The organism is Thiocapsa sp., assembly GCF_022340925.1.
In the GTDB taxonomy this organism is placed as follows: domain Bacteria; phylum Pseudomonadota; class Gammaproteobacteria; order Chromatiales; family Chromatiaceae; genus Thiocapsa.
Map to the genome: position 1 here is coordinate 22,909 of NZ_JAJDNA010000079.1, position 25,063 is coordinate 47,971.

Consider the following 25,063-nt stretch of genomic DNA (forward strand, 5'->3'; position numbering starts at 1 on the left):
GGACGGGGTGATTGAAGGCTAGCCGGTTTCTGCCGGTCTGTCTTGGAAGGCCTCTTGGATGGAGGCGCCGAACGATTCGGTGGTGTAGCGGGAGACCCGCAGGCTGTCCGACCAGTGGCCGGCCGGCAGGCCGGACTTGAGCCTCAAGTGCTCGAAGAATTGCGCCTGACTCGGCAGCTGCTCCCAAACCGACGGCAGAAAGGTCCCGCGCCGCCCGCGGTCCTCCAAGATCAGGCCGTCGACCCCCGGTCGGATCTGCTCGAGCAGATCGGCCTCGGAGTTGAAGCGCATCGCTGCCGGCGGACTCAGGATCGAGAGATGGATCTCCAGCCGCGGAAGCTCCTCGCGGGTCAACGGCGTGAAACGGGGGTCCTCGAAGGCCGCCGCGAACGCGTTGCGGGCGACATCGACGACCAGTGGGCGGATGGCCTCCAAGACGCCGATGCAGCCGCGGAGGGCGTGATCGATCTCCAGCGTGACGAAGGTCGCGCGCAACGCTCGCAGGGCCGGTGGATACTCGCCCGGGTCTGGTGCCAGGGGCGCGCCCTGATCCAATCCATGCTCGATCGACCGCGCCGCCACACCCAGGAGGATCCGCCGCTCCTCCGCGCTGTAGGTCCCCTGCGCCTCAGTTGAAGGCATAGGCTCCATATCCCACCACCTGGTCGCGCGGGCCCGCAGTGTCGCCGGAGTTGCGCAGGTCCAAGGTCCGCGCCCGCAAGCCGCGGCGCTTCGCCAGCTCGAGGAGGCCGTTCACGGGGTTGCGTCCGCAGGCCTGCTCGTAACCGATATCCTCCGGGCGGAGTGCCTCGATGGCCGCCGAGGTGGTGGCGTCGAGCCGCTTCGCGGTCCGGTAGTCATAGTAGTGACTGAGGTCTGAGCTGATCACGATCAGGGTCTCGGGTCCGCCCCAGAGTAGCTCGAGCACCTCCGCCACCTCTGCGGGTGAGGCGTCCCCCACGACGAAGGGCGCCAGCTGGAACCGGTCCAGCACCTCCTGCAGGAAGGGCAGCTGGACCTCCAGGCTATGCTCCAGCAGATGCGCCTCGTCCATCAGCTTCACCTGCGGCAGGGTCAGCGCCAGGTCGATCGCCGCGCGGTCCAGAGCGACCGAGCCGAGTGGGGTGTCGAAACGTTCGGCGCTGCTCGCCGCGAGCCCGCGCAAGGGTACGCGATGCGCCGGCCCCAACAGGACGACGCGCGAAATGGTCGCGTGAGACGGGGCCAGCGTGGCATAAGCGCTGGCGGCAATGGGTCCGGAATAGACATAGCCGGCATGGGGCGCGATCAGGGCTTTCGGGGGCGCGTCCTCTGCGCTCACCTCGGCCAGATACCCGTCCACCATGCGTTTGAGCTCGCGCGGATCGCCGGGGTAGAAGCTCCCGGCCACCGCGGGTCGTCGAGACACTAACATGGGTGGTTCCTCCTTCAGCTTGTGCCAGCGAGCTCAGCACCGGCGCCCGCCGGTCGTCAGTCTTCACAAAAAGTATAGATCCCTCAGGGGGCTCATTCGTTCGAGTTGCAATCGACGCAAGCTCATCCACACTGAAGGTGAGACGGGCTCGACGCGCGTTTCGCCGAAGCATCCGATGATGAGCATGGCTCGGGAATGCCCGGGCGGGGGGTGGCGATGAATGGCAAGCAGACCAACAGCGTCGTGCCGACGCGCTATTGGCATCGCTTGGACGATGGCCGGGTCCAGTGTGACCTCTGCCCGCGCTTCTGCCGGATCAAAGAGGGGCAGCGCGGCATGTGCTTCATTCGCGCTTGTGAGGGCGGCGAGATCGTCCTGACGACCTATGGCCGCTCGTCCGGATTCTGTATCGATCCCATCGAGAAGAAACCGCTCAACCACTTCCTGCCGGGCACACCCGTCCTCTCGTTCGGGACGGCCGGCTGCAACCTGGCCTGCAAGTTCTGCCAGAATTGGGACATGAGCAAGTCGCGTGAGATGGACACGCTCGCCGACGCCGCATCCCCCGATACCATCGCGCGGGCCGCCGAATCCTGGGGTTGTCGCAGCGTGGCCTACACCTATAACGATCCGGTCATCTTCCATGAGTACGCGATCGATGTGGCCAAGATCTGCCGTGATCACGGCATCAAGTCCGTCGCCGTGACCGCCGGCTATATCTGCCCCGAGCCGCGTGTCGAGTTTTTTCACTGGATGGATGCGGCCAATGTCGACCTCAAGGCCTTCACGGAGGACTTCTACCACAAGCTCTGCGGCGGTCATCTGCAGCCTGTTCTGGAGACCCTTGAGTACCTGGTCCACGAGACCCGAGTGTGGGTGGAGCTCACGACCCTCCTGATCCCGGGAGAGAACGACTCCGACGCGGAGCTGGAAGCCATGACCGAATGGGTTGTCGAGCACCTGGGGCCGGAGGTCCCGATGCATTTCACCGCCTTCCACCCGGACTACAAGATGCTCGATCATCCGCCGACCCCGGCCTCTACCTTGACGCGCGCGCGTGCCATCGCGTCGAGGAGCGGCGTTCGCTATGCGTATACCGGCAACGTCCATGACGAGGCCGGCGAAAGCACTTACTGCCACGGCTGCGGACAGAAGCTGATCGGGAGGAATTGGTATCGGCTTTACGATTGGAACCTGACGGCGGATGGCCGCTGCAATCGCTGCGGGACGGTCTGTGCCGGCGTCTTCGAGGAGAGGCCGGGCGACTGGGGTGATCGGCGCCAGCCGGTGCGTCTGCGCGACTTCGCCGCCTGAGTCGCGGTACACCCGCAAGGAAAGCCCGGAGCGTGCAGGCGCCCCGTGAGGGTGCCCTCGGCGGGCTTCCGACACGAGTACAGGGGATCGCGACATTCGCCAGGCATTCCCAGCTGAGCCGGCACCCCGATGATCAGCATCACCGGCTTCACCCACCGCGATGCGCTCCGGGATCTGATCCGGCGCTGGATGCTCGATCAGCTCGAGCCTTCCGACACCACCGAGCTGCTGCAGCTGGTTCACTTCAACTCGGTCTACGTGGGCCGCTATCTGCCGATCCTCGCCGAGGGCATCCTGCGTCGGCTGCGCGGCAGCCGGCTCTCGAGTCGAGCTTCATTCACGAAGGGTGACCTCAAGGACCAGCTGGTCGCCCACCTGCCGCGTGCGTCCGAGCGGGCAGATCGGCTGATTGCCGCCTATCGGGCCGAGCCGGGGCTGTATTATCGAGAGACCCCTTATTGTGGCAGGCTCTATTTCGTCGAGGGGGACGGCAGGAGGATCTATGCCGGCTCCAGCCGCATCAAGCGCATCCGGCGGCTCGCCGAGAAATCGGCGCGGCGCGTCGTGGACTGGCTCTACGGGGAGATCAGGCGCCGGGCGCCGCTCGGACCGGTCGATCCGGAGGCCTGTTTTGGCCGCCCGGTCGATGAGACCGGTGAGGGGCAGAGAGCGCCCGTGTTGATGCTTCGAAGGTCCGAGCGCGAGCTGCTGCGTCGCCTCCGAGCGGCGGGACCGGACCGCTTGTCCGATGACCTCGAGGTCAACGACGTTGCCGGCATCAAGGTCATCGTCGAGCCGGGCGACGAGGGGCGTCTGCTCGGCGTCCTGCAGGAGCTGGGATGTCGACTGGTGGAGCGGGAGATCCATCGGGGCGACTATCAGGCGGTGAATCTGCTCGTCGACTATTCGCCGGACAGGGGGCGGATCCTTGCCCAGGCGCTCCCGGCGAAGGTCCTCCGGGTCTTTCGGGACCATGGCATCGGGGCCGAGACCGCCAACCGGTGGTTCGATGCCTTCATCGCTGGCGGAGAGCCCAGCGCCCGGGTCGAGATCATCTACTCGGACTACGAAGAGACGCTCGAGGGCGAGATCGGTCGCTGCATGCACGAGGACCGCATCATTCGCCAGCGACGGCTGCACGCCTACCAGAGTCAGCTCGCACAGAATGTCGAGTTCCTGCTCGAGCTGATCTTTACGCTTCCGGCCGCGCCCGACGCCCGTCTCGAGCGGCTGCCGGTTCGGCTCTGGGACCGCTACCTTCCGGATTACTTCGATGAGGTCAAGCGGACGCTCTTTCGCCTCCCATCGGTCGAGCTGAACCCGGATTGAATGCCTGCGTCGGGGGTCACCTTCATGTCAGCCAAGCACGTCGACGTCGTCATCATCGGGGCCGGGCCGGCGGGCCTCTTCGCCGGCTTGCGGCTCGCGGGCCACCTCGAGGTTCTGCTGCTGGACCGCAGGCCGCGGCCGGGCGGCGCCGGGGGCGCCACCGACGGCAAGCTCAACCTCTCGCCGCACATCGGCCTCGATCTGGCGGAGCTTGGTCTGTCCGAGGAGGAGGCGACCCGTCGTATCGAGGAAGTGGATCGGATCTTTCTGGATCACGGCGCCGATCCGACCCTCCATGGCCTGGACGAGGCACGCGTCCAATGGTGGCTGGAGCGGGTCTCCTGGGTCCGTCGGCGCACGCTCAAGGGGGGATGGGACATTCAGCTGGTCCCGGTGGTGCAGCGGCACATGGGGACCGACTTCGCACACCGGGTCACGGGCGCCATGGCCGGCACCGTCAGACAGCGCGGCGGGACCTTCCTGTTCGAGACCGAGGTCACTGACCTCCAGAGGTCGCCCGACGGCCGTTTCCTGGTCGAGACCAGTCGAGGTGCCTTCCGCGCACCATACGTGGTCTGCTCGCCGGGCCGCGAGGGTGCCTACTGGTTCAGGGAGAAGGCGCGTGCGCTCGGGGTGCGCACCGGCTATGGCGCGATCGACATCGGCTGCAGGGTGGAAATTGCGTCGGCCGTGTACGAGGAGATCACCGATGTCCTCTATGACCCCAAGCTCATCTTTTGCACCCCGACGCATCAGGACCGCACGCGCACCTTCTGCACCAACCCCGGCGGACACGTCCGGGTCGAGGAGCACCGCGGCTTTCGTCTGGTCAACGGGGACGCGCTCAAGGCGGCCAAGACGGCGAACACGAACTTCGCGATCCTGAACACGGTCAGTATGACGGAGCCGGTGCAGGACACCACCGAGATGGGGCATCAGGTGGCCCGATTCGCCAACTTCTGGGGCGGCGGCAACAGTCTCATCGTGCAGCGCTGGGGTGATCTGATCGCCGGCAGGCGATCCAAGGCGCAGACCTTCTATTCGGCTGAGCTGGGTTTCGACAAGCTGCTGCCGACGCTGCCTCCCGGGCCGGGTGTCACGCCGGGTGACATCTCCTTCGCGTACCCGGGGCGGATCGTCCGCAACCTCCAGGAGAGCCTGGAGCTGCTCGCGCGGGTGATCCCCGGGGTCGCCCACCCATCGACCGCCGTCTATGTGCCGGAGATCAAGTTCTACGACGTGCGTTACCCCACCCGCCGCGATCTGGAGACCGACGTCCCCGGCCTCTTCGTCGCGGGCGACGGGGCCGGGAAGTCGCGCGGCATCGTGGGAGCGGCGGTCAACGGTCTGATGGCGGCGGAGGGCATCCTGGATCGGGTTCGCGCACAGGCAGCGCAATGATCGCGTCGAGCCAGCCCGCTCTGCAGCGGCGCGCGCCCCTGCACCCGGGGGCGGATCCAGCTGGCGCGGCGCAGGGCGCGTGGGGGCGCGATCGCGGGCGTTGGGCTGCGCTCAGCGTTCCATCAGCTCAAGGACGTACCCCGCCACGCCGTCCATCAGCATCTGCACCGCCATCATGATCAGGAGCATCCCGGTGAGCCGGACCAGCGCCCTCAGGGTGCGGGGGCCCAGCTTCTCCATCAGCAGCCCGGAGCCCACCAAGATGGCGGCGCTGACGCACCAGGCGGCCGTCAGGGAAGCGAGCCAGGTCCAGAAGCGAGCCGGCTCACGACTCACCAGCAGCAGCACCGCCGCGAGCGCAGAGGGGCCGGCGATCATGGGGATCGCGAGCGGGACGATGAAGGGCTCGTCGTGGAGCTCCCGGCGCTCGATGACCTCCTGATCCGGGAAGACCATCCGCAGCGCGATGATGAAGAGCACCACCCCACCGGCAACCCCGAGCGCCGGCTGCTCGAGTCCCAGGTACCGCAGGACGACATCGCCGCCCGCCAGAAATCCCACCAACACCAGGTAGGCAATGACCAGCTCCCGCCCGATGATGCGGATCCGCCGGGCGCGCGGGTAACGGCCGAGCAGCGAATGGAACACCGGGATGTTCCCCAGCGGGTCCATGATGATCGCGAGCAGGATGGCGGCGGAAAGCAGATCCATCCAATAAGTCTAGCCCCGCAGCCCGCCAGTCGCGGCACAAACCGCGCTCGCCCCAAGTCCGACAGGCTCCTAGGAGCCTGTCGCGCGATCGGCGGCGTGTCCTTGTGGCATCGCGGGGCGCTTGGCCGACATCTGGGTTTGGATGCCGGTCGGCGTCGGCAGCGATCGACCTTCGCTGATCCGAGCAATCAACAATATCGATTAGTCGCGAGCGAGGCGCGGCGGTAGCCTCCGGTCACGTCCCGACGATTCGCATCCTTGCTCGGGACCACGGAGGCTCGATGTCCGCGTTTTCCAACCTGTTGATCCCGGCCGTATTGTTCTTCGCACTCGGCTTCATCGCACGCCTGATCAAGTCGGATCTGCGCTTCCCTCCGGATCTCGCGAAGATCCTATCCATCTATCTGCTGGTCTCGATCGGCCTGCACGGCGGCGTGGAATTGGCGCGGGCGGACCTCGGCGAGGCCTTGGCGGCGGTGTTCTGGGCGTTCGCACTCGGTCTGCTGCTTCCGGTGATCGGTTATGGGTTGCTGCTTGCGACTCGGCGCGTCGACTCGCTCGACGCTGCCGCGATCGCGGCGCACTATGGCTCGGTCAGTGCCGGGACCTTCCTCACCGCCATCGCCTTCCTCGGCAGCCAAGGGGTGGACTACGAGCGCTATCCGCTGATCATGCTCGCGGTCATGGAGTCCCCGGCCATCGTCGTCGGGTTGTTGCTCGCCACCTGGAGCCGGGGTCGCTTGGCTGCGGCGGACCCCGAGCGCGTCGCGGCGCGGACAGAGCGTGGCAACGGCGGTATGGCGGAGATCCTGCGCGAGGCGTTCACCAACGGAAGTGTCGTGCTCCTGGTCGGCTCGATGCTGATCGGCGCTATCGCGAATCCCAAGGCAATGGAGTCGCTGCACCCCTTCACGACCGACATCTTCATGGGCATGTTATGCCTGTTCCTGCTGGAGATGGGGATGGAGGCAGCGCGGCGATTCGGCGACTTCCGGCGGGTCGGGCTTGTCCTCGGCGGGTTTGGAGTGGTGATGCCGCTGCTCGGTGGTCTGATCGGCGTGATGATCGGGCATTCCATCCTCGGCTTCGGGGTCGGCGGTACGACACTGGTCGCCGTGCTGGGCGCCAGCGCCTCCTACATCGCGGTACCGCCTGCGATGCGGCTCGCGGTGCCCGAGGCCAATCCGTCTTTCTATCTCACCCTGTCGCTTGGTGTGACCTTTCCCTTCAATGTCGTCGTCGGCATCCCGGTCTATTACCATCTGGCCCTGTTGATGGCGGGCGGGACCTGACCAACAGACGCCGCTGGGCGCCGCCCAGACTGCCATTGGCCTTGTTCAGAGCGAGTCGTAGGAGCCAACAAACATGCACCGACTCTACCCCCAAAAACTCGTCACCGTCATCACCACGGATGTGCTTGAGGATCGCCTGGTCGCGCTGATGCGCCGCTGCGGCGCCAGCGGCTATACCCTGCTGCGTGCCCGTGGTGCCGGCGCCGAGGGGCTGCAGTCCGGAAACCTGGATGTCGACACCAATCTGCTCCTGAAGGTCATCCTTCCGACAGAGCGCCTGACCGGCCTGCTCGATGAGCTGGACGCGCTCATCGGTACAGGCTACCACCTGACCGTGTTCGTCGCCGATGTCGCGGTGCTCGGCCATGAGAAGTTCGAGCGACCGATGCTTGCGTGAGACAAACGCTCGCGTCCGGGCGAGCGTTTCGGCAGCGGCATCCTCGGGTCAGGTGTGAGGGGAGGTGCCCCGGCGGTTTCGGGCCGCAACGCAGGCATTGCCGGGAGCCTGATCAGCCGCTCAGATGATCCGGCTCGCCCCCCGATGCGCTTGAAGACGCAAGGTCGAGACTTTCACACGCTCTGTTCGGGCTGCTAAACTCCGCGCTCTGTCGGATGCGGCCCGGATCATCGTGTCGGCCACCCCGCTCGCCGCCCCCCCGGCGGACAAGCGTTCCGTTTAGGGAGGGCCGAGGGACGCGTCCCAACAGGGAGCGGTGCTCAGCGTCTGAAAAGGTCGGGCCTCTCAAGCGCGGCACAAGGTACGCCGGCCTGCCGGGGCGGCACGTCGCCTGAGGTCTTTCCGGGTCGTTCGCGATTTGGCGCCGTTGCGAGGGCCTCTGGGGTGCCCCCGCGGGGGGCCGGACGGGAACCTGATCAAGTCTGGCGCTTTCCTGTCCACCTCGATCTGGTGTTGTCTTCCCGATGGTCTTGCCTTCACTCGCAGTCGTTTTTGGTCTGGCGCTGTTGGTCTGGAGCGCCGATCGCTTCGTCGAAGGCGCCGCCGCGACGGCCCAGCATCTGGGCATGCCGCCCCTGCTGATCGGCATGGTGATCATCGGCTTCGGGACCTCGGCTCCCGAGATGGTCGTCTCCGCGTTTGCGGCCCTGCAGGGCAACCCCGGGCTCGCACTCGGGAATGCCTATGGATCCAACATCACCAACATCGCATTGATCCTGGGTCTGACGGCCATCATCAGCCCGATCGCGGTGCATTCTGGTGTCCTCCGTAAGGAGCTGCCGATCCTCACCGCTGTCACCGCCTTCGCCCTGATCATGCTCCTGGACGGCGAGCTCACCAGACTCGACGCCTGGGTCTATCTGCTGGTCTTTTGCACGCTGATCGGCTGGAGCATTTGGGAAGGCCTTCGCGAACGCTTCGACGCCTTTGGGGTCGAGGTGACGCAGGAGTTGCAGGCCCACCGGATGCCGCTGTCCCGCGCCTTACTCTGGCTGGCCGTGGGCCTGGTCTTCCTGATCCTCAGCTCGCGCCTGTTGGTGTGGGGTGCGGTCGAGATCGCGCATGCCGCAGGCGTGAGCGATCTCATCATCGGACTGACGATCGTCGCGGTGGGCACCTCTCTGCCTGAGCTCGCCTCGGCGATCATTGCCGCCCGCAAGGGCGAGCACGACCTGGCACTCGGGAATGTGATCGGGTCGAACATGTTCAACACACTCGCGGTCGTCGGCATCGCCGGGGCGATCCATCCCATGCCGGTGCCCCCGGAGGTGGTCTCCCGTGACATGCTGGTGATGGGGCTGCTCACCCTGTCCTTGTTCGTGTTCGGGTACGGGTTTCGCGGGCCGGGTCGGATCAACAGGCTCGAGGGATTGCTGCTCTCCATCGCCTATGTCGGTTACACGGGTTATCTGGTCAGCACCGTTTTCGGGCCGTGAAACGCGGCGCATAGGCGCCGCTCATCGGATTGATCCGTGTCAGGCATCTGCGTCGAGCCTGCCCTCGGGGCATTGACCGGACCATCGAAATAACCATAACGTTCGGGCTTGATCTTCCGGTGCCTCAAGGGTGTTCGCCCGAGGGGTTAAACGGGAAGCCGGTGCGCGGGTCCCTCGCGGGTCTGCAACGCCGGCGCTGCCCCCGCAACGGTAGACGAGTCAAGACGCGGCATCCGTGCCACTGTGAGTCATCATGGGAAGGCGCCGCGTCGGGGTTCGACCCCGCTCGTGAGCCCGGAGACCGGCCAGAGGATCGGGGATCCTTTCCTGCGGGAGTGCGTCTCGGCGAGGAGGTCGCGGCGTTCGGCCGTCGCCGGATCGAACACCCGGGAGGGGTCCCGAGCCGGGGTCGCGGGGCGCGACTGGCCGGGATGCTTGCCGAGTGGATCGTCCACTGCCTCGCTCTCGTCCGATCATTCTCTCCCGACCCCTTCTTTCGTCGGCCTGTGCGGGTGCGCTCGGGTCACCGTTGGAGTGTGTCGATGAACTCTCACGTGTTTGCCGCGGGCTTGCTGTTGCCCCTTGGTCTCCCAGTCCAGGCCGAGACGACCCTGATCCTCGACCCCCTAGTCGTCACGGCGACGCGGACGCCGGAGCCAGAAGAGGCGACCCTCGCTTCGGTGACCGTCGTCGATCGGGCCGAGATCGAGCGCCGCCAGCTCCGTTCGGTGCCGGACGCACTGCGCGGGCTGCCCGGCGTCGTCGTCTCGGGAAGCGGCGGGCGGGGTCAGCCGACAACGGTGTTCCTGCGCGGGACCAATGCCGGGCAGGTCCTGGTTCTGATCGACGGGGTTAAAGTCGGCTCGGCGACTCTCGGGACGGTCCCCTTTCAGGATCTCCCGATCGCTCAGGTGGAGCGTATCGAGGTGGTCCGCGGACCACGCTCGAGCCTCTATGGATCCGAGGCGATCGGCGGGGTCATCCAGATCTTCACTCGGCGCGGCGGCGGGCCCTTGCGGCCGCGCGTCAGCCTGGGTGCGGGGAGCTTCGACTCCGCCAGTGTATCCGGCGGCATCTCCGGTGGCGGCGAGCGTGCCTGGTTCGACCTGGGCGGCAACGTCGAGCAGACGGAGGGATTCGATGCCTGCGCGGGTCGCGTATTTCCCTTTGCGGGATGCGGCGTGAATGAGCCGGATCGCGACGGTTTTCGCAACCTGGGGTTGAGCGCGCGGGCCGGCTATGAATTCAGCGAGGCCGGGAAGGTTGACCTGCATCTGTTGCGCTCCGACAACCGCGCCGATTTCGACGGATCGGTCTTCTCGGGTAACGTCTCACGCTCGGAGCAGCAGGTGCTCGGCATCGAGGGAACCCTGCGTCCACTGGAGCCATGGACCCTGATCCTCTCCGCCGGGCGCAGCTCGGACAAGTACCGGTCATTCTACGATGACGCCATCGCCCCGACGCGGTTCGTCGACCGCTTCGACACCGAGCGTGACACCCTCGGACTCCAGAGCAACCTTGAATGGACCCCGGGGCAGGTCGCCACCCTGGGTCTCGACTACCTCGTCGATCGGGTCGGCGGCACGGTGGACTACACGGAGGATTCCAGGCGCAACACCGGGGTCTTCGGGCAGTATCTCGGCTCCTTCGGGGCCAATGAGATCGCCGCCAGCCTGCGTTATGACGACAACGAGCAGTTCGGCGGCCATGCGACGGGCAACGCGGCCTGGGGCTATCTGTTCGAGCGGGGCGTCCGGATCTCGCTCTCATACGGGACGGCCTTCAAGGCTCCGACCTTCAACGACCTCTATTACCCGGTTTTCGGCAACCCGGATCTGTCACCCGAGAAATCCGGCAGCCTGGAGCTGGGTTTGACCGGGTCCCTGCCGATGGGCCGCTGGGAGCTGAGCCTCTATCAGAACGACATCGATGACCTGATCGCCTTCGATGCGCAGACCTTCGCGGCGGCGAACATCGCCTCGGCCCGGATTCGTGGATTCGAGGCGTCGGCTGTACTCGAGGTGATGGGGTGGGACCTGGGAGCGAGCCTCACACTCCTGGAGCCGGAGAACAGATCGGACGGCCCCGATCAGGGCAACCTGCTGCCCCGGCGGCCCGAGCAGACGGTCGGGCTGGACATCGACCGCCACCTCGAGCGTTGGTCAGCCGGGGCGAGCCTCTATCTCGCCGGGCGGAGTTTCGACGATCTGGCCAACCAGGAGCGATTGGACGGCTACACACTCCTGGACCTGCGCGCGGAATATGCGGTCAGCCCGTCGGTCAGGATTCAGGGGCGGCTGCAGAACGCCCTCGACGAGGAGTACCAGACCGCGTATCTGTATGACGAGCCGGGCAGGGCGTTCTATCTCACCCTGCGGTACGAGCCCTGAGCGCGTGGTTGCCGGCAGAGTGGGTGAGATTCTGCGGGGTTGAGCTCGAGGCGTTGCGGCGAGGGCTTGCACCGCATGGTCGTCTACACCTTCCCGCAGATCTATCCCGACTTGCGGGACGCCGTCGAGGCCGACCACGCCGAAGCTTGAGCAGCGCCCCAAAACCCGCACAGACGCTATGCTTGTAAGCGGCCGCACCGACGGCGCCGTTGCTCGAAAGGCGCCGAACAGAGGTGCCGAGCCGCGCTCCCTTTCATGACAGTTCAAAACCGAGAGGAGTCTAGACAGTGTCCGACGCTACCACGGCCACAGAGGTTACCGCCGACGCAAAACCGAGTTGGCTCTATGTCCTGCTCGCGAGCTCTCCCTACATCCTGATCTACATCGCGACCATCTGGCTCGTGGCCATGACCGACAGTGAGTCGGCCAAGGCTGCGACCTACTGGCAGTATTTCGTCCCCATCGTCGGCCTGGTCTCGGTCATTGGTGGCTGGAGCAAGGCCGGCGGGAGCAAAGCGAAATACCTGACGGAGCAGGTCCTGCACTGGGGGGCGGTGATGGCCGTCATCTATCTGCTGTTTCTGCCCTCGATGGAGCGATTCCTGAACGCGGAGAGCCACGGCTTCGTCATCGCCTATATGCTGGGCCTGGCAGCGATCCTGTCGGGGATCTATCTGGATTGGAGGATGGCCGTATTCGGCCTCTTCCTGGTCGGCAGCGCGGTCGGAATCGGCTTCCTCGATCAGAACGCGATGCTGTTGACGCTGATCGGGGTCGCCATCCTGGCAATTGCAATCACGCTGCTCCTGCGCAGGGCCGGAAGCCGATGAGGCCCTAACCCTGAGTCCGGCCAACCGGGAGCGATCGGACGGCTACACACTCCCGGGCTTGGGCGCGGAATATGCCGGCAGCCCGTCGGCCATGGCCGTCCGGCCGCTTTCGGCCCTCCGCCCGAGCGCCTAGAATGGATCAGTGTGAGACCAGTACACAACCGTCGACCTGTCGACCCGACCAGGAGATCCTGACCTCATGACCCCTATCGCTGAATCTCGCTCCCGCACCCTGATCGGCCTGGCCCTGGCCGCGCTCATGGCGGCGACCCGCGGCCAACAATTCGCCCCTCTGGCGCATCACCTGCCGGATGCCTCGTTGGCGGTCTTCTTCCTCGCCGGCTTCTATCTGCGCTCGCTTTGGGTCTTCCCGGCCCTGTTCGGCCTGGCCACCCTGATCGACCTCATGGCCATCGGTTGGGGCGGGGTAAGCGGGTACTGCCTGACCCCGGCCTATTGGATGCTGGTGCCGGCCTACGGGGTCGTCTGGGGTCTCGGCCGCTGGTTTGCGGTCCGGCATCTGGAGTCCAGGGCGACCTTGCCCCTGTTGGTCGGTGTTCTGCTGATTGGCGGGGCCTTGGCGGAGGTCTTCGCCAGCGGCGGTTTCTATCTCCTGTCCGGGCGCTTCGCCGACCTCGCCCTCGTCGAGCTACTAGGCCGCTTCGCAACCTATATGCCAGCGACCCTCCTGCATCTGATGCTCTATGTGGGTCTGGCCGCCGTCGTCCATCTCACCCTCGTCCGGCTGCTGCCCAGCCCCCGCTCGGCGCGCACAGGCCTGCAATGACCGAGGAGGGCACGGCGGAGCGCCATCGCCGACGCATGCGGCGTCAGAAGGAGATCGTCGACGCGCGCATCGCGCGGGCCACTCAGGACTGCGGTGTCCTGGTCGTCAACACCGGCAACGGTAAGGGGAAGAGCTCCTCCGCCTTCGGGATGGTCGCACGTGCACTGGGCCACGGCATGAAGGTCGCTGTGGTCCAGTTCATCAAGGGCGGCTTCGCCACCGGCGAGGAGGCCTTCTTCCGGCGTTTCCCCGAGCTGGAGTATCACGTCATGGGCGAGGGGTTCACCTGGGAGACCCAGGACGCGGACCTCGACCGCCGGGCGGCCATGGCGGCCTGGGACAAGGCCGCGGCCTTTCTCGCCGACCCCTCCTTCGACATGGTGGTGCTCGATGAGCTCAACATCGCCCTGAAGCTGCGCCTGGTCCCGCTCGACCTCGTCCTGGACGCCTTGCAGAACCGGCCTGTCCACCAGCACGCCGTGATCACCGGCCGCGGGGCACCGGACGAGCTGATCGAGATCGCCGACACGGTCACCGAGATGCGGCCGGTCAAGCACGCCTTCGATGCCGGCATCATGGCGCAGAAGGGGGTCGAGCTCTGACCCCCGTTGCCGCTCCCGTGGCCGGCGGCGCCAAGCGGACCCTCATCGTTGGCGGCGTCCGATCCGGCAAGAGCCGGCTGGCCGAGCGCCTCGCCCTGGAGAGCGGCCTGCCAGTGGTCTATGTGGCAACCGCCCGTGCAGACGACGCGGAGATGCGTCGGCGCATCGCCGAGCATCAGCGCCGTCGGCGCGCCGATTGGCACCTGGTGGAAGAGCCGCTGGAGTTGGCCGAGGCCCTCGCGCAAGCGTGTGCCCCGGATCGTTGTGTCCTCGTCGAGTGTCTCACGCTCTGGTTGACGAACTGGCTCATGCGAACGGATGAGTCGGGTCTGCACGATCAGATGCAGGGGCTGCTCGCGGCGGCCGCGCACGCGCCCGGACGCCTGATCCTGGTCGGCAACGAGACCAACATGGGTGTGGTGCCGCTCGGTGAGCTCTCGCGTCGCTTCTGCGATCTGGCCGGGGGGCTGCATCAGGACCTGGCGGCCCGCTGCGACCAGGTCATCCTGAGCGTGGCCGGTCTGCCCCTCGCGCTCAAGGGGCCGGCGCCGTGACGGACCGGCCCGGCTGGCTCGCCGATCCCTGCCTGCCCATCGACGCCATGGCGGCTGACACGGCGCGGCGGCGGCAAGATCAACTTACCAAGCCGCCCGGCTCCCTGGGGCGGCTCGAAGAGGTCGCGATCCGCCTCGCCGGTCTGCAGGGGACCGCGAGTCCGTCGCCCGATCCGGTGCAGATCCTCCTGTTCGCCGCCGACCATGGGGTCGCGGCCGAGGGCGTCTCGGCCTTCCCGCAGGCAGTGACCAATCAGATGGTGCGCAATATTGCCGCAGGCGGCTCCGCCATCTCGGTGTTGGCGCGCGCCCTGGATGCGCGCATCGAGATCCTGGATCTGGGGACGGTCGCGGACCCGGGTCCGCTGGCGGGTGTCCGGTCCGAGCGTCTCGGTCCGGGCACCGGCAATATCCTGCACGAGCCCGCCATGCGCGATGGCCAGGTCGTTGCCGCCATGAACCTTGGGCGGGCCGCCGCCGAGCGTGCCGTCGACAGCGGGGCGCGGCTCCTGATCGGCGGCGAGATGGGGATCGCCAATACCACCGTGGCGACCGCCTTGGCCTGCGCCCTGCTGGGCGTGCCGGCGACCGAGCTGGCGGGACCCGGGACCGGCCTGGAGCCGGACGGGGTGGCCCATAAGGCGCAGGTCATCGCGCAGGCAGTGGCCCTGCACGCCGCGCCGAACCAGACCCCGCTGGAGCTGCTGCGTCGGCTCGGCGGTTTCGAGCTCGCTGCACTCACCGGCGCCTTCATCACGGCCGCTCAACGGGGTCTGCCGATTCTCGTCGACGGCTTCGTCGTGACCGCTGCCGCCCTGGCGGCGGTCCGTCTGCAGCCTGAGGTGCGCCATTGGATGCTCTTCTCACATGAATCCGCCGAGCCGGGTCATCGCCGGATGCTGGAGGCCCTGGACGCCGACCCCTTGCTCGATCTGGCTCTGCGCCTCGGCGAGGGGACCGGTGCCGCCGCGGTCGTCCCCTTGTTGCGGCTGGCCTGCGCTCTGCAACGGGAGATGGCCACGTTCGATGAGGCCGGTGTGAGCGGGGGCTGATGTCGGACCGCTTCCTGGACCTCCTCCGCCACGGCGAGGCCCAGCGTGGGGCGCGCTTTCGGGGCGGGCATGATGATCCCCTCAGCGCCGATGGCTGGGAGCAGATGCGGCGCGCCACCGCCAGGGATCCCGGTTGGACGCGGGTGGTCTGCTCACCGGCGCGGCGCTGCCGCGAGCCCGCGCAGCACCTGGCGGCGGGCCTGGACCTGCCGGTCTCGATCGTCCCCGCCCTCCGTGAGCGTGCCTTCGGCGGCTGGGAGGGCCTGGCCGTGGATCAGATCCCCCTCGGCGAGCTGACGCGGTTCTGGGACGACCCCGTGGGCTACACCCCGCCCGGCGCCGAGCCTTTCCCGGCCTTCCGGCAGCGCGTCCTGGCGGCCTGGGGTCGGGTGTGCGGCGAGGCCGGGCACTTTACCCTGATCTTGACCCACGGCGGTGTAATCCGTGTCGTCCTGGCCGAGCTGCTTCGCATGCCGCCCGAGGCCACGATCCTCATCGAGGTGCCGCCGGCCTGTCTGACGCGGGTGCGCATGCCGGCGCCCCCCGGCCGCGCCAGCCTGATGCGCCACGGGTGCCGCTGAGTGGATCTGCGCCCGCTGTGGCTCGCCGGGCGCTTCCTGACGCGACTGCCGTTTCCGCCCCCGCCCGAGATCGGTCCCGCGCTCTTCGGCCGGGCAGTGCCCTGGTATCCGCTGATCGGTCTGGTCCTCGGTGTCCTGGTCACGCTCGCCGCGACCGGCCTCAGGGCCCTCGAGCCTGGGGCGGGCGCCGCGCTGGTGCTGATCCTCTGGGTCTGGTCCACGGGGGCACTGCATCTGGACGGTCTGGCCGACAGCGCCGACGCCTGGGTCGGCGGGCTCGCGAGTCGTGAGCGCACGCTGGAGATCATGAAGGACCCGCGCAGCGGACCCGCCGGCGTGACCGCGATCGTGCTCGTTCTGATCGGCAAATGGGCGGCGCTTCAGGCCCTGATCGGGAGTGGGTCCGGCTGGCTCCTGGCCCTGCCACCCCTCCTGGCACGCGCCCAGCTGCCTCTGCTCCTATTGACCACCCCCTATGCCCGCGTCGTCGGCATGGGGTCCGACCAGGTCGCCCACCTCCCGCGCCGCGCCGCCTGGGCGGCGACCGCGGCGGCCTGGCTCGGTGGGGTCCTGATCGGCGGCTGGGCCGGGCTCTGCCTGGTGCTCACAGCGCTCTTGGTGTTCTGGCTGGGCAGACGCGTCGTGCTCAAGCGCCTTGGCGGCTTCACCGGGGACACCGCCGGTGCCATGGTGGAGATCACCGAGACAGCTCTCCTGCTCGCCGCCGTCATCCTCACCGGCAGGGCATGACTCCCGTTAATCGCCTGTTTGCGACGGCGGAAAATCCATATGTGACGGGTACATCTCCGCGCGCTGTGCGGCAGCGCGGTCTGTGCCGGTACCTCAAGAAAGGCCAAGATCGGAACCGGAGTTGTCACCGCGTCTCTCATGCAGATGGCCCGGAACCGTCTCCTCTAAAGACGTTTTCGATGCCCTTCCAACGCCGCGACCCACGTGGCGTCGAGCGCATGTTCCTGCCTAATCTGATGCTGGTCCGGATACTCACATTGATCAGCTCAATCGACACGACGCAGCAAATCGATCCGATGCGGTTTCCACAGGCGCACGCCTTCGGGCGTTCGATTTCGCTCGAAGGCCGCGCGGATATCCGCCAGGCGGGCCTCGTCGAGGCGACGGTCGCTGTGGGTCACGTCGATGAACCGTGCTGCGAAGCTCCGCCAGTCGGGGTAGATGCCCTCGGACTCGAAAAAGACCTCGTCCACTAGCTCGAACCGCCCCGCGTCGATCGCACGGCGCAGTGCGTCGAATGCGGCAGCGCGGACCCGCTGCTCGTCCTCAATCAGCCGCATGATCTCGTTGAAGGCGCCCCAATAGACTGGCTCGGAGACATAGAGCAGACCGCCGGGGACCAGCACACGATGGATCTCCCGGAGGGCTTGATCCATCGCCGGAACCGGAACATGGTGGAGCGACTTGAGCATGAAGACGAGGTCGTAGCTCGCATCGGGCGCCGTGATCGACTCTGCGCCGCCGTATTCAAAGGACACCTGTGGAAGGTCCGGGATCTCGAGGTTGCGCCGGTGCTGGACGCGGTCGACCTCGGTCGCGGTGATCCGGCTCGCATCGAGGCAGGTGGCCAGCGCGCGGGTCATGTGGGCTGCGCCACAGCCCAATTCCAGGACACGGCGGCCTTGAACCTGGACCAGCTCCGCGATGAGATCGATCTCCTCGCATCGATGGTAGGCGTTCGGGTCGTTGATCTGCATGGTTCGGTGTGACTCCGTTTGAAAGACTCGGCGATCGTGTCGAATGCCAGTTATGCCGCCCCGGACGGATGCGGGCGTGCGGCCGGCCGGCGAACTGGGATCATGGTTGGGCACCAACGTCCGTCCCGTCATTGTTTCGAGATCTTGCCTTAGGACGCCGCCCCCAAGCCATCCGAACCGCCCGTTCATGAGATCGTCTGCAAGAGAAAGCAGTGTTCAAGGGCGTCTTCGCCCCCGACCCCTGCTCGCCGGTTGGCAGCCCGCACGAGGCGCCGTACGACACTGTTTCGGCCGAGCTCGGTGCGGTCGCGTCATGCCGCGTCTGACACAATCAGGGCGCCGCGGTTGTTGCTGGTATTTCGCGCAACATGGAACGCTGCCTTTTGGCACCGGCTGCCCGAGCGCGAGTGACCCCTGACGAACCCTCGCAGTGCCCCGGCAACGAGCCTTGACTGGTGCCCGGCCCGCGTCTAGGGTGCCGATCCAAGTCACCGTGGGCCGACGGGATGTCCTATCCCTCCGGTGGGGGTTTTTTGTCCCTCGGTTGGATCCCCTATCCTTTGGCTCGGTGCGTGTCTGGCGAGGAGGGGTGGCCATGAGAAGAAGGGTAGCGCTTGCGACTGGCCTGGTCGGACTTCTGGTTCCGTTCGCAGCACTGAGCGCCGAGAGTAGTAGCGTGGGTGCGCTCCCGGACGGGGCCGTGTGCCTATGGCCCCGAGGCGTGGTGAAGGTCCAAGAAACCAATGATCCCAAGGGCAGGCCCAGCCAGTCCCTGGGGGAATACCATCTCAATCTCCTGGACGGCACTCGATTGTTCGACACGCTGCGGGGATCGATCCACGGGCAGGTGATAAGCTTCCAGACAGGTCAGTATGGGGAGATGATCTTCGACCCGATGGGTTTCCCCATACCATACGAGATCTATTACAGTGCGACCGATCGCCAGGCGCCGGCGGTGATCGAGGCGGTGGGGTCTGTGTCTCTGCCTGCGCCGGACCTCGAGGGGCGGTGGGAGTCGGAGAAAGCGGCCTGCTCACAGCAGTTACGGATCGACGTGGAGCTCGCCCCGGAGTCCCTGTTCACTCGGCACGATGGCGTATTCACCATCCTGCGAGGCTCGTGGTTCACGGTCGTCGGCGAACGGGACGGCTGCGCGTACCCGGTGATGGAGCAGTTCAAGATCGACGGTGGCTCGATCTGCGTGCTGAAAGCGGAATAGGTCCCGGGCACGGGCGTCCCTGCGGCGCCGGTCCCCGGTGATGGGTGGAGGCGCGATCGCCTAGGAGCCTTTCTGAGCCAGGAGATCCAACACGTTCTTCCCCATCCTTTCCTTTGGCTCCATCAGAAGGCGCGGTCTTCGCCCGGTTTCATCACGACGAGCCGGTCGGCCCGATTGTATTTGGCCAGCGCCGCGCGGAACTGGTCAGGCGTGCCGGCCAGCAACCCGAAAGTGCCGAAGTGCATCGGGATCACGTGCGTTGGCTCGACCCAGTCCACGGCCAGCGCGGCGCGCGCCGGGTCCATGGTGAAGTGCCCGCCGATGCAGGCCAGCATCAGGTCAATGTGCTGGAACATCGGAATCAGCTTCATGTCCTCGAACACATCGGTGTCGCCCGTGTGGTAGATCGTCGGGCCGCCGTCGATGTGCAGCACATAGCCGACGGGATTGCCGCTGGCGACGGATCCGGGCTGGCCCGAACCGGGATCCGGGATGTGGGGTGGTGTCAGCTCCGAGCCGTGGACGGCGTTCACGATCGTCACCCGCGCGCCGGCCCTGGGCAGCTCGATGGTGCCGCCGACGTTCCCGCCGGTCGCCAGAGTCGCCTGCTCCTCGGGGTAGCCCAGCATCGACTTCATGGTGAGCTGCAGCCCATAGGGCGCGACCAGCACCGCCCCGGTCTGCTTCGCGATTTCCACCGCGTCACCGACGTGGTCAGAGTGCCCATGCGTCACCATGATGTAGTCCACCCGGCGCAGCGCGGTGATCGAGCGCTTGTCGGGATTGGTCGGCACGGTGAGCCAGGGGTCGATCAGGATGACGCCGCCCGAGGGCGTTTCGATCTTCCACGCGGACTGCCCGTACCAGTGGATCCTCGTCTCTCCCTCGGCTGCGCGCGTCGACTGGCTCGCCAGGACAACCGCCAGCAGAGTGGCCCTCAGGGCCCACCGCATGATTCGCGCCATCGTCTTCTCCTCGCGGTTGACGAACGATTGGTGTCAGGAGCGATGATCGACCGCTCGCCTGACCAAAGAGTTTTCGTCCTCGGTTCCTTGGTCCGTGCTGACAGTGCTTGCGGCAACTGCCGGAGTGCCCTTGTCGGCGGCCTGCACCGCCAACGCCCGTCGTCATGGACGATTGCCGCCCCAGCGCAAATCGGGGCCTGCCAGGACCCGGGGTGGACGGGGCGTCCAGGCCGGCGCCATCATTTCGCTGATCAGGCCTTCATCAGGCCGGGCACGTTGGAAGTATATAAAATTAGTCGGAGATACGCCGACTGACGCATGGAGACTCTGGCCGCATCGGAATGTCCGCTATGGAAACCTAAGCGGAGGAAGGCCTTGAACGATCGGCCGGCGGGAGTGGCCGACTCCGGACGGCCGCGTCTGCTAAGCAGACTGACCGTAGCTGGGACGAACCGGTCGCGGGCTGGTCGAACGGCAGTGAACGCTAACGGTCGCGGGGCTGACCCGCTGTCTGTAATGGCGTCCCCACGGGGGTTCGAACCCCGGTTACCGCCGTGAAAGGGCGGTGTCCTAGGCCACTAGACGATGGGGACGGAAACCGTTACCAAAAAAATCCGGCTCTGATGGCCGGTTCCGGATTCTCCGGGGTTTTGGTGGAGCCAGGCGGGATCGAACCGCCGACCTCAACACTGCCAGTGTTGCGCTCTCCCAGCTGAGCTATGGCCCCAGTGTGATCGAGACGCGGAAGTCTACCGGCGGCATTTTCGTTTGTCCAGACTGGATTTCCCGCTTTGTTGCGGCCGATCCGTCCCAATATCCCCTCCCAGTCAACCGCGTCATTGACGCGGACTTGTGCGGCGTGCTCCGCCCGGTGCATGTTACAAGCGCCTTCGGATTCACACTTGAGGAGCTTTTGATCCATGATGCGCATCTTCTTGTTTCTCGCGACCAATGTCGCCGTCCTCGTCGTCATCAGCGTCGTCTTCCGACTCCTGGGGATCGACAGTCTGTTGCTGGAATCCGGCGGGATCGACATGGGGGCCTTGCTGGTCATGGCCGCCGTGATCGGCTTCAGCGGGTCGCTGATCTCGCTGTTCCTTTCCAAGATGATGGCCAAGCGGGCGATGGGTGTGCAGGTCATCGAGCAGCCCGCGACCCCGTTCGAGCGTTGGCTGGTGGATACGGTCGCCCGCCAATCGCAGGAGGCCGGGATCAGCATGCCCGAGGTGGGCATCTTCGACTCGCCCGAGCCGAACGCCTTCGCGACAGGCTGGAACCGCAACGACGCCTTGGTCGCGGTCAGCACCGGGCTTCTGCAGAACATGACCAAGGACGAGGTCGAAGCGGTTGTCGGACACGAGATCAGCCACGTTGCGAACGGCGATATGGTGACCCTCGCCTTGATCCAGGGTGTCGTCAACACCTTCGTCGTCTTTCTGGCGAGGATCATCGGTCACACCATCGACCGGGTCGTCTTCAAGACCGAAGAGGGTTATGGCGTGGCCTATTTCGTCGTTTCGATCATCGCCGAGATCATGCTCTCCATCCTTGCCAGCATGATCGTCATGTGGTTCTCGCGCTTCCGCGAGTTTCGCGCGGACGCAGGGGGTGCACGCCTGACCAGCCGCGCCCAGATGGCCAATGCCCTGCGCGCGCTGCAGCGCGTCCATCAGCCACATGACCTCCCGGCCGGCGAGTTCGCGGCGTTCGGGATCTCCGGAAAGATCGGGGATGGGCTCAAGGCGCTGTTCGCGAGCCACCCGCCACTGGAGAAACGGATCGCGGCGCTCGAGCAAGCCCGCGTCTGATCCGGCCTCGCCGGTTGCCCGCATCGAGCGGGCAGCCGGCCCTCCTTCCGCCCGACGGAGCGCCTGGCCAGGCCGACATCGCCGGCGATGTGCACCTCTCGCGCTGGCCATCGCCCTGGCAGGGGTCCATGCGCTCGCCGCCTTGAAGCATCATTTCATCGATCACGACCGCACGCTGGTGCGGATGCTTGGGCGTCGCCCGCGTCTGTCAATGTCAACGAAACCGCCCGGGAGGGGAGCATGAGAACGAAGCGAATCAAGGCCGTGCCGATCCTCGTCTGGTGTCTCGCCGCGGCCTCCGTATTTCCCGCCGTCGCGAGCGCCGGTGTCGAGCGCTATGTGATCGACACCGAGGGCGGGCATGCGTTCGTGCAGTTCCGCATCAAGCACCTCGCCTACAGCTGGCTGTATGGGCGCTTCAACGACTTCTCGGGGACCTTCACCTACGACCCGGAAGACCCGAGCAATTCCCAGGTCGAGTTGACCATCGACACGGCAAGCCTGGATTCAAACCATGCCGAGCGGGACAAGCACCTGCGGGGGCGGGATTTCCTCGACGTCGATAACTACCCACGGGCGTCTTTCAGGTCGACCTCCTACGAGGAAACCGGTTTCAACAAATCGGTGCTCGAGGGCGAGCTGACGCTCAAGGGGATCACCAAGCCGGTGCGGATCGAGGTCCAGCGGATCGGCCACGGACCTGATCCCTGGGGCGGATATCGTCGCGGCTTCGAGGGGTCGGCCCGTCTCGCGCTGAAGGATTTCGGGATCGACTACGACCTGGGCCCGGCGGCCCGAGAGGTGGAGATGATCCTCTCCATCGAAGGGATCCGGCAGTAGTGCGATCTTGCCGTTCTCAGCCGAGGAGCCCGGGGAAGTCGCGGTCCAGGGCGGCCATCAGCTCGTCGAGGCTGGTCAGGTCATAGTCCGGCGGCAGGATGCCTTCAACCCATCGCCGCCCGGGCGCGAACCGCCCGGTGCGAACCAGCGCGGTCCACATGCCGAGGCGCTCTGCACCCACGATGTCGGTGTCCGGGCGATCACCGATCATCATGCATTCGCCCGCGCCGCAGCCGAGAATCTCCAAGGCGATCTCGTAGAGCAAGGGCTCGGGCTTGCCCACGATCGTCGGCGTGACCCCCGTGGCGGCGGCAAAGGGCGCGACCAGGGCGCCACCGCCCGGCAGCAACAGGTGTCGCCCGTCGCGCACCCCATCCACGGTCGGGTCCGGATTGGTGGCGACCAGACGGGCGCCTCGACTCAGAATCAGATTGATGCCGGTCGTCAGGTGATCGAAATCCAGCCCGGGTCCTTCGCCGACGACGACGACGTCGGCATGCTCCTGATCTGGTCGACCAACGGTCCGAAGGGCCGCGTCCAGACCGGGCGCGCCCACCGCGAAATAGCGAAATCCGGGCCGAACCTTGGCCAGCCAGCGTGCCGTGGCCAGGGCCGACGTGAGGATGCGAGCCGGGTCGGGCCGCGGTAGACCCATCGCCAGGAGTGCATCCGCGGCTTCCTCCGGCGCACGAACGGGGTTGTTGGTGACGAAGGCATGGGGAGTCGCCGCTACCCGTGTCAGCAGACGCTGCGCCCCGGGCAAAGGCCGGTCGCCGTGGAACAGAAGACCGTCCATGTCGATCAGCAGGGCCCGGGGGCGGCGTGCCTTCATCGAGAGGTCATCGGATCTTGCGTCAAGGCGAATCGCTAGACTGTTCCATTTGAAGGGCATCTTAAAGGTATCCATACCGCAAAGACGAGACGAGCGACGCGGATTGCGCCGCATTTTATTGCACGGTGAGTTTCCGCCGGCGCGTCGCGACCCAGCAGGAGAGGCCCACCCGGTTTCGCTGCCTCCTCGCCGTTTACGTTGGCAGCCACCACAGAGTCTATGCTCCGGTGACCTGCCGCCACCCGAGCCGGTCGGTTGCTTCAGTCCGCCAGGTCTTGCGTAAGCGAGTCGCGCACCGCAGGCGGCGCATCGACCTGATACCGATACTCCGGGTGATCGATCCCGATCGCGAGCTTCGCACCCTGTTTCAATGCCGCGGCCATCGGGGCCGCGATCTCGAAGCGCAGAAAATGCACCGAGGATGTCTTGGCTTCGTCCTCGCGCTCCATGTCCTCATCGGCAATTGCATAGACCCGCTCGAAGTCGGACACCTGGACCCACACCTGGTCCTCGATACCCCGCAGACGCGCCAAGGCATCGCGCCGCTCGTCCACGTCCTCGTACTCGATCATGAAGGTCGCCTTCCAGTTGGTCCCGTCGGGGATCAGCGGATTGTAGGCGTCCAACTCGTCCTGGATGCCCTCGGCCTCAAAGATCCGCTCGACACGCAGCATCTCCTGAATCTGGTACTGCATGGTCAGGCGGTCTTCGAAATAGAGTGTGACATGCGCCCCGATCTGGACCTGGCGATGCTTCTTGTGGTCCATCACCCGGGCACGGAAGTCGCCGCGCACCTGGGCGTACTGCTCGAGGCTGTAAAGGTCGTCTCGTGTCAGATGCATGCTTGTCTCCGGATAGCGGTGTCGCGACGTCGCGGTTGCCCTGCGGCTCAGATGCCGTAGGCGATGCGCAAGAGGGTCAAGGGGTGTTGCTGCTTGCCGTCCCGGCCCAAGGCGTGCGCGATGTGGGCGCCGGCCATCGGGCAGTCGCTTCCGAAATGATCCGGAGCGGCCTTCTCGACTCGGCCCGCGACCGGCCGCACAATCTTCATGGCGGCGTCGTAGAACTCCTTCTTCACCGCATAGGTTCCGTCGTGGCCAGAGCAGCGCTCGATGATCTCCACTGTCGTGTCGGGCACCAGGGCCAGCACCTCCCGGGTCTTCTGCCCGATGTTTTGCACGCGCTGGTGGCAGGACGCCTGATAGATGACGCTGCCAAGCGGTTTTTGGAACTCCGTGTTCAGCTTCCCGTGCTTGTGTCGGAGCATCAGGTACTCGAAGGGGTCGAAGACGTGCGCCTTCACGGCCTGCACGTCGGCGTCCTCGGGGAACATCAAGGGAAGCTCCTGCTTGAACATGAGGACACAGGACGGGATCATGGCGACGATGTCCCAACCCTCGTCGACGAGTCGTTTGAGCACCGGGATGTTGGCATCTTTCGCAGCCTTGACAGCATCGAGATCACCCAACTCCAGCTTGGGCATTCCGCAGCACTGCTCCTTGTCCGGGAGTGTGACCGGAAT

The 25,063-nt window shown here is 66.2% G+C and carries 25 protein-coding genes, 2 tRNA genes and 1 riboswitch; of the genes, 17 read left to right on the top strand and 10 right to left on the bottom strand.

Going from position 1 to position 25,063, the window contains the following annotated elements; genetic code table 11:
- Nucleotides 1-18: 18 nt before the first annotated feature.
- Both amrA and amrB read right to left on the bottom strand, forming a co-directional pair.
- Nucleotides 19-651, bottom strand: coding sequence for an AmmeMemoRadiSam system protein A (gene amrA, locus LJE61_RS09750; RefSeq protein WP_296913075.1), 633 nt, complete (start codon nucleotides 649-651; stop codon nucleotides 19-21).
- A complete protein-coding gene (amrB, locus tag LJE61_RS09755) occupies nucleotides 629-1,414 on the bottom strand; it encodes an AmmeMemoRadiSam system protein B (protein WP_296913072.1) in 786 nt (261 codons plus the stop codon). Before amrB ends, amrA begins: the two co-directional genes overlap by 23 nt.
- A gap of 216 nt (nucleotides 1,415-1,630) precedes the next feature.
- Here amrB and amrS point away from each other — a divergent pair, with 216 nt between their 5' ends.
- The 3 genes from amrS (at nucleotide 1,631) to LJE61_RS09770 (ending at nucleotide 5,458) form a co-directional block, all read left to right on the top strand.
- On the top strand, nucleotides 1,631-2,728 hold the full coding sequence (amrS, locus tag LJE61_RS09760; RefSeq protein ID WP_296913069.1) for an AmmeMemoRadiSam system radical SAM enzyme: 1,098 nt from the start codon (nucleotides 1,631-1,633) through the stop codon (nucleotides 2,726-2,728).
- A gap of 129 nt (nucleotides 2,729-2,857) precedes the next feature.
- Nucleotides 2,858-4,057, top strand: coding sequence for a hypothetical protein (locus LJE61_RS09765; RefSeq protein ID WP_296918278.1), 1,200 nt, complete (start codon nucleotides 2,858-2,860; stop codon nucleotides 4,055-4,057).
- A gap of 24 nt (nucleotides 4,058-4,081) precedes the next feature.
- Nucleotides 4,082-5,458 carry an NAD(P)/FAD-dependent oxidoreductase gene (locus tag LJE61_RS09770; RefSeq protein WP_296913063.1) on the top strand — a complete coding sequence of 459 codons (1,377 nt, stop codon included), beginning with the start codon at nucleotides 4,082-4,084 and terminating at the stop codon, nucleotides 5,456-5,458.
- 111 nt (nucleotides 5,459-5,569) lie between these two features.
- On the opposite strand, the gene LJE61_RS09775 is transcribed toward LJE61_RS09770, so the two are convergent.
- On the bottom strand, nucleotides 5,570-6,169 hold the full coding sequence (locus LJE61_RS09775) for a MarC family protein (RefSeq protein WP_296913060.1): 600 nt from the start codon (nucleotides 6,167-6,169) through the stop codon (nucleotides 5,570-5,572).
- Nucleotides 6,170-6,450: 281 nt separating this feature from the next.
- Between LJE61_RS09775 and LJE61_RS09780 the strand changes: the two genes are divergently transcribed.
- The 11 genes from LJE61_RS09780 to LJE61_RS09830 all read left to right on the top strand — a co-directional run bounded on the left by LJE61_RS09780 (nucleotide 6,451) and on the right by LJE61_RS09830 (nucleotide 16,900).
- Nucleotides 6,451-7,461, top strand: coding sequence for a sodium-dependent bicarbonate transport family permease (locus LJE61_RS09780; protein WP_296913057.1), 1,011 nt, complete (start codon nucleotides 6,451-6,453; stop codon nucleotides 7,459-7,461).
- Between the two features lie 73 nt (nucleotides 7,462-7,534).
- Nucleotides 7,535-7,858 (top strand): P-II family nitrogen regulator, encoded by a 324-nt coding sequence (locus LJE61_RS09785; protein ID WP_296913054.1) that lies wholly within the window; start codon nucleotides 7,535-7,537, stop codon nucleotides 7,856-7,858.
- A 524-nt stretch (nucleotides 7,859-8,382) separates the two neighbouring features.
- The gene (locus tag LJE61_RS09790; protein ID WP_296913051.1) at nucleotides 8,383-9,354 is read left to right on the top strand and encodes a calcium/sodium antiporter; all 972 of its coding nucleotides are present in this window, start codon (nucleotides 8,383-8,385) and stop codon (nucleotides 9,352-9,354) included.
- A 100-nt stretch (nucleotides 9,355-9,454) separates the two neighbouring features.
- Nucleotides 9,455-9,678, top strand: a riboswitch (cobalamin riboswitch).
- A gap of 218 nt (nucleotides 9,679-9,896) precedes the next feature.
- Nucleotides 9,897-11,744: a TonB-dependent vitamin B12 receptor gene (gene btuB / locus LJE61_RS09795; RefSeq protein WP_296913048.1), complete on the top strand. Its 1,848-nt coding sequence runs from the start codon at nucleotides 9,897-9,899 to the stop codon at nucleotides 11,742-11,744.
- 287 nt (nucleotides 11,745-12,031) lie between these two features.
- Nucleotides 12,032-12,574 carry a hypothetical protein gene (locus LJE61_RS09800; RefSeq protein ID WP_296913045.1) on the top strand — a complete coding sequence of 181 codons (543 nt, stop codon included), beginning with the start codon at nucleotides 12,032-12,034 and terminating at the stop codon, nucleotides 12,572-12,574.
- Nucleotides 12,575-12,773: 199 nt separating this feature from the next.
- Nucleotides 12,774-13,361, top strand: a complete 588-nt coding sequence (locus LJE61_RS09805) for a hypothetical protein (protein ID WP_296913043.1) — start codon at nucleotides 12,774-12,776, stop codon at nucleotides 13,359-13,361.
- Nucleotides 13,358-13,963: a cob(I)yrinic acid a,c-diamide adenosyltransferase gene (cobO, locus tag LJE61_RS09810; RefSeq protein WP_296913040.1), complete on the top strand. Its 606-nt coding sequence runs from the start codon at nucleotides 13,358-13,360 to the stop codon at nucleotides 13,961-13,963. Before LJE61_RS09805 ends, cobO begins: the two co-directional genes overlap by 4 nt.
- A gap of 17 nt (nucleotides 13,964-13,980) precedes the next feature.
- Nucleotides 13,981-14,517 carry a bifunctional adenosylcobinamide kinase/adenosylcobinamide-phosphate guanylyltransferase gene (gene cobU / locus LJE61_RS09815; RefSeq protein ID WP_296913037.1) on the top strand — a complete coding sequence of 179 codons (537 nt, stop codon included), beginning with the start codon at nucleotides 13,981-13,983 and terminating at the stop codon, nucleotides 14,515-14,517.
- Nucleotides 14,514-15,569, top strand: a complete 1,056-nt coding sequence (gene cobT, locus LJE61_RS09820; RefSeq protein WP_296913035.1) for a nicotinate-nucleotide--dimethylbenzimidazole phosphoribosyltransferase — start codon at nucleotides 14,514-14,516, stop codon at nucleotides 15,567-15,569. The genes cobU and cobT overlap by 4 nt, the downstream gene beginning before the upstream one ends.
- Complete coding sequence (locus LJE61_RS09825; protein WP_296913032.1) at nucleotides 15,569-16,150, top strand: histidine phosphatase family protein; 582 nt, start codon at nucleotides 15,569-15,571, stop codon at nucleotides 16,148-16,150. The genes cobT and LJE61_RS09825 overlap by 1 nt, the downstream gene beginning before the upstream one ends.
- Nucleotides 16,151-16,900, top strand: a complete 750-nt coding sequence (locus LJE61_RS09830) for an adenosylcobinamide-GDP ribazoletransferase (RefSeq protein ID WP_296918280.1) — start codon at nucleotides 16,151-16,153, stop codon at nucleotides 16,898-16,900.
- Nucleotides 16,901-17,166: 266 nt separating this feature from the next.
- Here LJE61_RS09830 and LJE61_RS09835 read toward each other — a convergent pair whose 3' ends face one another.
- Entirely contained in the window at nucleotides 17,167-17,877 is a 711-nt protein-coding gene (locus LJE61_RS09835) for a class I SAM-dependent methyltransferase (protein ID WP_296918282.1), read from the bottom strand.
- Between the two features lie 595 nt (nucleotides 17,878-18,472).
- On the opposite strand from LJE61_RS09835, the gene LJE61_RS09840 reads away from it, so the two are divergent.
- Nucleotides 18,473-19,096 carry a hypothetical protein gene (locus LJE61_RS09840; protein ID WP_296918284.1) on the top strand — a complete coding sequence of 208 codons (624 nt, stop codon included), beginning with the start codon at nucleotides 18,473-18,475 and terminating at the stop codon, nucleotides 19,094-19,096.
- Between the two features lie 122 nt (nucleotides 19,097-19,218).
- Here the strand turns inward: LJE61_RS09840 and LJE61_RS09845 are convergent, their stop codons facing one another.
- The 3 genes from LJE61_RS09845 to LJE61_RS09855 all read right to left on the bottom strand — a co-directional run bounded on the left by LJE61_RS09845 (nucleotide 19,219) and on the right by LJE61_RS09855 (nucleotide 20,788).
- Nucleotides 19,219-20,061 (bottom strand): metal-dependent hydrolase, encoded by an 843-nt coding sequence (locus tag LJE61_RS09845; protein ID WP_296918286.1) that lies wholly within the window; start codon nucleotides 20,059-20,061, stop codon nucleotides 19,219-19,221.
- A 517-nt stretch (nucleotides 20,062-20,578) separates the two neighbouring features.
- Nucleotides 20,579-20,654: transfer RNA gene (locus tag LJE61_RS09850), tRNA-Glu, on the bottom strand.
- 58 nt (nucleotides 20,655-20,712) lie between these two features.
- A tRNA-Ala gene (locus tag LJE61_RS09855) sits at nucleotides 20,713-20,788 on the bottom strand.
- A 193-nt stretch (nucleotides 20,789-20,981) separates the two neighbouring features.
- Between LJE61_RS09855 and htpX the strand changes: the two genes are divergently transcribed.
- Nucleotides 20,982-21,869: a protease HtpX gene (gene htpX, locus LJE61_RS09860; protein ID WP_296914799.1), complete on the top strand. Its 888-nt coding sequence runs from the start codon at nucleotides 20,982-20,984 to the stop codon at nucleotides 21,867-21,869.
- Nucleotides 21,870-22,109: 240 nt separating this feature from the next.
- The gene (locus tag LJE61_RS09865) at nucleotides 22,110-22,709 is read left to right on the top strand and encodes a YceI family protein (protein ID WP_296914796.1); all 600 of its coding nucleotides are present in this window, start codon (nucleotides 22,110-22,112) and stop codon (nucleotides 22,707-22,709) included.
- A 16-nt stretch (nucleotides 22,710-22,725) separates the two neighbouring features.
- Here LJE61_RS09865 and LJE61_RS09870 read toward each other — a convergent pair whose 3' ends face one another.
- The 3 genes from LJE61_RS09870 to LJE61_RS09880 all read right to left on the bottom strand — a co-directional run.
- Entirely contained in the window at nucleotides 22,726-23,601 is an 876-nt protein-coding gene (locus tag LJE61_RS09870) for an HAD-IIA family hydrolase (protein ID WP_296914793.1), read from the bottom strand.
- A 200-nt stretch (nucleotides 23,602-23,801) separates the two neighbouring features.
- On the bottom strand, nucleotides 23,802-24,383 hold the full coding sequence (locus LJE61_RS09875) for a DUF3501 family protein (protein ID WP_296914790.1): 582 nt from the start codon (nucleotides 24,381-24,383) through the stop codon (nucleotides 23,802-23,804).
- 47 nt (nucleotides 24,384-24,430) lie between these two features.
- Nucleotides 24,431-25,063: (Fe-S)-binding protein (locus LJE61_RS09880; RefSeq protein WP_296918288.1), on the bottom strand; the 633-nt coding region annotated here is incomplete at its 5' end.